This is a genomic window from Tateyamaria sp. (assembly GCF_059783535.1).
In genome coordinates this window covers 1-5,785 of the sequence record NZ_JBYNDP010000156.1, presented here as the reverse complement: position 1 = coordinate 5,785, position 5,785 = coordinate 1, and the positions used below count along the sequence as shown (strand labels likewise).

At 61.8% G+C, this 5,785-nt stretch carries 5 protein-coding genes; 4 read left to right on the top strand and 1 reads right to left on the bottom strand.

Features of this window, described 5'->3' with window-relative positions; genetic code table 11:
* Positions 1–1,169, top strand: a 1,169-nt coding sequence (locus AC6RA8_RS19660; protein WP_500355100.1) for an ABC transporter substrate-binding protein, incomplete at its 5' end; no start/stop codon positions are given.
* Positions 1,170–1,254: 85 nt separating this feature from the next.
* Here the strand turns inward: AC6RA8_RS19660 and AC6RA8_RS19655 are convergent.
* Positions 1,255–1,770, bottom strand: coding sequence for a hypothetical protein (locus AC6RA8_RS19655; RefSeq protein ID WP_500355097.1), 516 nt, complete (start codon positions 1,768–1,770; stop codon positions 1,255–1,257).
* Positions 1,771–1,987: 217 nt separating this feature from the next.
* On the opposite strand from AC6RA8_RS19655, the gene AC6RA8_RS19650 reads away from it, so the two are divergent.
* From AC6RA8_RS19650 to AC6RA8_RS19640, 3 genes are all read left to right on the top strand, one after another.
* Positions 1,988–2,968, top strand: a complete 981-nt coding sequence (locus tag AC6RA8_RS19650) for an ABC transporter permease (protein WP_500355096.1) — start codon at positions 1,988–1,990, stop codon at positions 2,966–2,968.
* Position 2,969: 1 nt separating this feature from the next.
* Positions 2,970–3,917 carry an ABC transporter permease gene (locus AC6RA8_RS19645; protein ID WP_500355094.1) on the top strand — a complete coding sequence of 316 codons (948 nt, stop codon included), beginning with the start codon at positions 2,970–2,972 and terminating at the stop codon, positions 3,915–3,917.
* Between the two features lie 139 nt (positions 3,918–4,056).
* On the top strand, positions 4,057–5,769 hold the full coding sequence (locus AC6RA8_RS19640; RefSeq protein ID WP_500355092.1) for an ABC transporter ATP-binding protein: 1,713 nt from the start codon (positions 4,057–4,059) through the stop codon (positions 5,767–5,769).
* The last annotated feature ends 16 nt before the right edge of the window (positions 5,770–5,785 follow it).

Here is a 5,785-nt window from a genome sequence, read left to right as displayed (position 1 = left end):
CCGTCGACATCATGACCACGGCCCCCAACCCGATCTTCCCGGACAGCATCGCCAATTGGATGATGATGGACAGCGGCTGGGCCGAGGCGAACAGCACCACCCTGCCCGACAAGGAAAGCGGCAACTACGCGACGCTGAACACCAATGGCACCGGGGCGTTCAAGGTGACTGCGCGTGAACCTGGCCTGCGCACCGTTCTTGAACCCAATGCCGACTGGTGGGACACGGCCGAGCACAACATCACTCGCGCCGAACTGACGCCAATCCAGAACCCCGCCACCGCCGTAGCGGCTCTGCTGTCCGGTGACGTCGACCTGATCAACCCGGTGCCCATTCAGGACGCCGAACGCCTTGCCGCCAATGACGCCGTCAAGGTGATCCAGGGGATCGAGGCGCGGGTCATCATGCTGGGCTTCCCGCATGAGGCCGACGCACTGAAGTATTCCAGTGAAACCACCGACGCGAACCCGTTTGCGGATGCGAAGGTCCGGCAGGCCGTGGCCCACGCCATCAACGTGCCTGCCATTCTGCAAACGATCATGCGTGGCAACGCAGAGCCCGCCAGCCAGTTGGTCAGCCCGGCCATGCGCGGCTACTCCGCCAGCCTTGCGGACCGGCCGGCCTATGATCCCGAACAGGCCAAGGCCCTGTTGGCCGAGGCGGGGTATGCCGATGGGTTCTCCTTCGGCCTCAAATGTCCCAACGACCGCTACCTGAATGACGAAGCCGTCTGTCAGGCCGTCACGGGCATGCTGGCGCAGGTGGGCATCACCGCCGTGCTCGACGCTATGCCGGTCCAGAACTACTGGCCCGAACTGCGCGCCGACAATTACGACATGTACCTGCTGGGCTGGTCGCCAGGCACGTTCGATGCCGAACACCCAATCCGCTTCTTGGCCACAACCCCGAACGAGGAAAAGAAACTCGGCTCGTGGAACTTCGGCGGGTTCTCGAACGCGCGGGTGGACGAATTGCTGCCCATGATCCAGTCGGAAATCGACGACACCAAACGTCAGGCCATGCTGGATGAAACCACCAAGATCCTGCAGGACGAAGTGGCATATGTACCCATGTACGTCCAGCCGCTGGTCTGGGGTGCGAAAGCCAATGTCGACCTGACCCAACGCCCCGATAACTTCTTCATCCTGCGCTGGGTGACGATCAACTGATCCGACATACCAAGACAAGAAGGCCCATCCCGGCTTCCTGGGGTGGGCCTTTTTATTTGGCTGGTCGCATCAAATTCGGGTCAGCCTAGCAGTTCAACACAAAGACCATGCCGCTCTCGTAACCATCGCGCACATGATAGGTGCCGTCCTTGATCTGACATGTCGTCTTGGATTGCGCCATCTGACGCGCCTTTCCCGCCAGATTGAAGCGCTGTGCACCGATCGTGTGCGACGCGTGATGCGCTACAATGAAATCGTGGGTATCTACGCGAACCTGTCGAAACTTCAGACGGTATTTACCAAGAGTAACAAGCTCACTGTCGCCTTTCTCCCAGAACGAGGTGCGCGCGCGGAACGCATCCATGGCCGCTGACCGTTCGCTGGCCGAGCGCCCCCGCTTGGTGTAGGACCTTGTTTGCTCTTGATAAAATGGCAGAGCCGAGGGGTTCGCGGCAGACACCTGAACTGCCGGGGCCCGTGGCGCAACAGCAGGGGCCGCCGACGTACCCGGCGTCGAAAATCCTACACCGGTTTGATGGGGTGTAGGGGCGGCGCAAGCTGACAGCGCACACAAAACAGCAACAAGGGTCCAGGGTTTCACAGGTATCTCCAGTCAAAGGGTCGTTCCCGCGACGGTGGAATGCAAAACGGGCGAAGAAAGGGCAAAAGCAAGAAAAGATGCGCCCGTGGCATCATCCTTGGACGGCCTGCTTTGGTTGTGTGCAAACCGTGGTGTTCCAACCAAAAACAGTCCCGCCCGCATGGTGCGCAGGTCCACTGTCCCTTGACCGCACCCGTACATCTTGCGAGACGGGGCAATGATTTCCTTCATCCTGCAACGTGTCGCCCAATCCGCCCTCGTCCTGTTGGTCGTCGGCCTTGTCGCCTTTTCCATGTTCCGCTTTGTTGGTGATCCCATCGACAACATGCTGGGTCAGGAACGCACTATTGAGGATGTGGAGCGGCTGCGCGCGCAGCTTGGCTTGGATCAGCCTTTTGCAGTGCAATACTACCGTTTCCTCGAAGGGGCGGTGCAGGGCAATTTCGGCGTCAGCTATCGCCAGGGCCGCCCCGTGTCTGACATCCTACTGGAACGCGCACCAGCCACGCTGGAACTGGCAGCCGTGTCGGGCTTCCTCGCGATTGCGCTTGGCATCGGGCTTGGCGTCTTCACCGCGATCCGACGAAACGGGCTCTGGGCCAACGTCATCATGTCGGCCTCACTGATCGGCGTATCCCTGCCCACCTTCCTGATCGGTATTTTGCTCATCTACCTGTTTTCCGTCGAATTGGGCTGGCTGCCCAGTTTCGGACGGGGTGAGACAGTGAGGATAGGGAACTGGACGACCGGGTTCCTGACCGAAAGCGGGCTCAAAGCCCTCATCCTGCCCGCCATCACCCTGGGCCTCTATCAGATGACGTTGATCATGCGCCTCGTACGTTCCGAGATGCTTGAGGTGCTGCGGCAGGACTATATCCGCTTTGCCCGCGCCCGCGGGCTCAAGGAACGGGCCATCAACTTCCGCCATGCGCTCAAGAACACGCTGGTGCCGGTGATCACGGTCACGGGCCTGCAATTGGGCTCCATCATCGCCTTCGCCATCATCACCGAGACGGTGTTCCAGTGGCCGGGCGTCGGCCTCTTGTTTATCAACGCGATCCAGTTCGTCGATATCCCGGTCATGGCCGCTTACCTGATGCTGATTTCTGTCATGTTCGTGGGCATCAACCTGATCGTGGACCTGCTTTACTTCGCCATCGATCCGCGCCTGCGCGTGGACCGGGCGGGAGGACACTAAGATGACCGATACGGCTCAAACCCCGACCAAAGCTCCCACCCGTCTGCAACGTTGGGCGGATTCGGATTTCTTCTACCAGTTCAAGCGCTCACCCGTGGCCATTGTCAGCTTTTCCGTCGCGGTCTTGTTGGTGCTGGGGGCCGTCTTTGCCCCGCTTGTGGCCCCCTACAACCCGTTCGATCCGGCGTCGCTGAACCTGATGAACGGCTTTTCCAAACCGATGGAGCCCAACGCCTTCACCGGTGAAACGTTCTGGCTGGGGACGGACGACCAAGGCCGCGACGTGTTCTCGACCATCCTCTACGGCATGCGAATCTCGCTTTTTGTCGGCGTTGCCGCCGTGCTCTTCGCCATGGTCCTCGGGATCTCTCTGGGTTTGATCGCGGGTTATGTCGGCGGCTGGACCGAAACGATCATCATGCGCATCGCAGACGTGCAGCTGACCTTTCCCAGCATCCTCGTCGCCATGCTGATCTTTGGCATCGCCAAGGGCGTCACCCCCGTCGAGTACCGCGACCAAATGGCGATCTGGGTCCTGATCATCGCCATCGGCCTGTCGGACTGGGTGCAGTTCGCACGGGTCGTACGCGGCGCCACGCTGGTCGAAAAGAGCAAGGAATACGTGCAAGCCGCCCGCCTCATCGGCCGCAGCGGTCCCGCGATCATGGTCAAACACATCCTACCCAACGTGCTGTCGCCAGTGCTGGTGATCGCCACGATCTCGCTGGCCCTCGCCATCATCGCCGAAGCCACCCTCAGCTTCCTCGGCGTCGGCGCGCCCCCCACGCAACCCTCACTGGGCACCCTGATCCGCATCGGCCAAGGCTTCCTGTTCTCCGGCGAATGGTGGATCCTCTTCTTCCCCGCCTGCACGCTTTTGGCGCTGGCACTCAGCGTCAACCTGCTGGGCGACTGGCTGCGCGACGCGCTGAACCCGAGGTTGCGGTGATGATTTCAGCGGCATCGGACCTATTCTACACAAGGCCAGCGACCGACCGCGGGGGGGCGTGTAGCGCCCGCCCGGGGGGGCGGTCGGGCGCTGGCCGGCGGTGCCGGCTATGTGCACCATTCATATCCGGGACAAACACGTGACCGATACCCTCCTCGACATCTCCGACCTCTCGGTCCACTATCCCACCCGCCGCGGAACCTTCGTCGCCGTCAACGGCGCCGACCTCACCGTCGCCCCAGGTGAAATCCACGGCCTCGTCGGCGAGTCCGGTGCGGGCAAATCCACCATCGGCGCCGCAGTCATGGGCCTGATCGACCGACCGGGTCACATCGCCGACGGCACCGTCAGCTTCCGAGGCGAGGCGATCAGCGGTCGCGACGCGGCAGGCATGCGCGCTCTGCGCGGGGCCAAGATCTCCATGATCTTCCAGGACCCGCTCACGTCCCTGAACCCGCTCCTCACGGTCGAGGACCAACTGACCGAAACCATCGAAGCGCACCTGAAACTCGGCGACAAGGCGGCCAAGGCCCGCGCCGTGGGTCTGCTCGACCGCGTCGGCATCCCCGACCCGGCTGAACGGGTCAAACAATACCCCCACCAGTTCTCCGGTGGCATGCGGCAACGGGTGGTCATCGCCCTCGCTCTCTGCTCGGAACCCGATGTCATCATCGCGGACGAACCCACGACCGCGCTCGACGTCTCGATCCAGGCCCAGATCCTCGACCTGATCAAAGAACTTGCCCGCGAACGGCAAGTGGGGGTCATCCTGATCACCCACGACATGGGCGTGATCGCCGACACCACGGACCGGGTCACGGTCATGTACCAGGGCGAAGTGGTTGAAAGCGGCACCACCGAACAGGTCATGGGCACGCCGGAACACGAGTACACCAAATCGCTCATCGCCGCTGTGCCCCGCGCGACACTCAAGGTCCACCGCTTCCCGCAACTCTCCTACGGTGGCCGCAGCACCCGCTTTGCCATCGAAGATCTTGCACGCAACTGGCCCACGCCACCCAAATCCAAAACCGGCACGCTGGTGCAGGTGGACGGGATCACAAAAACCTTCGTCCAGCGCGACTCGATCGTTCCTGCATGGCGCAAGATGTTCACAGCCGTCGATAAGGTCAGCTTCGACATCCGTGAGGGCGAGGTGTTTGGCCTTGTGGGCGAAAGCGGGTCCGGCAAATCCACCGTCGCGCGCATGATCGCCACGCTCTACGAGACAAACGGCGGCCATATTTATTTCGACGGCACCGACATCACGCAACTGGCCTCGCGCGAAGAACGCGACGCCTACCGGCGCCAGATCCAGATGATCTTCCAGGACCCGTTTTCCAGCCTCAACCCGCGTATGCGGGTGGATGCCATCGTGGCCGAGCCGGTCCTCCACCACAAATTGCTCGAGGGGCGTGCCGTACAGGACCGCGTCGACGAGCTTTTGGACCGTGTGGGCCTCGGGGCCGAAGCGGGCCGCAAGTACCCGCACGAGTTCTCTGGCGGCCAACGCCAGCGCATCTCAATTGCCCGCGCACTCGCCACGCAGCCAAGGTTCCTCATCTGTGACGAGCCCACATCCGCACTCGACGTGTCGATTCAGGCGCAAGTGCTCAACATCCTCAAGGACCTGCAGGAACATCTCGGCCTCACGATGCTGTTCATCAGCCACGACCTGCCGGTGGTCCGGCAAATGTGCGACCGCGTGGGCGTCATGCGACAGGGCAAGATGGTCGAAGTGGCGGACACCGAACAACTCTTCGCAGCGCCAAAAGCAGAATACACCAAAGAACTCCTGCGACTCATGCCCAAACTCGAAGGCCTCTCAACCGAAGGCCTCGAAAACGCCTGACACCTTCTTCTGGCCC

Bases quoted from the DNA above. Each gene is read 5' to 3' on its own strand.
- AC6RA8_RS19645 (WP_500355094.1), top strand. From the start codon at position 2,970: ATGACCGATACGGCTCAAACCCCGACCAAAGCTCCCACCCGTCTGCAA.
- AC6RA8_RS19650 (WP_500355096.1), top strand. From the start codon at position 1,988: ATGATTTCCTTCATCCTGCAACGTGTCGCCCAATCCGCCCTCGTCCTG.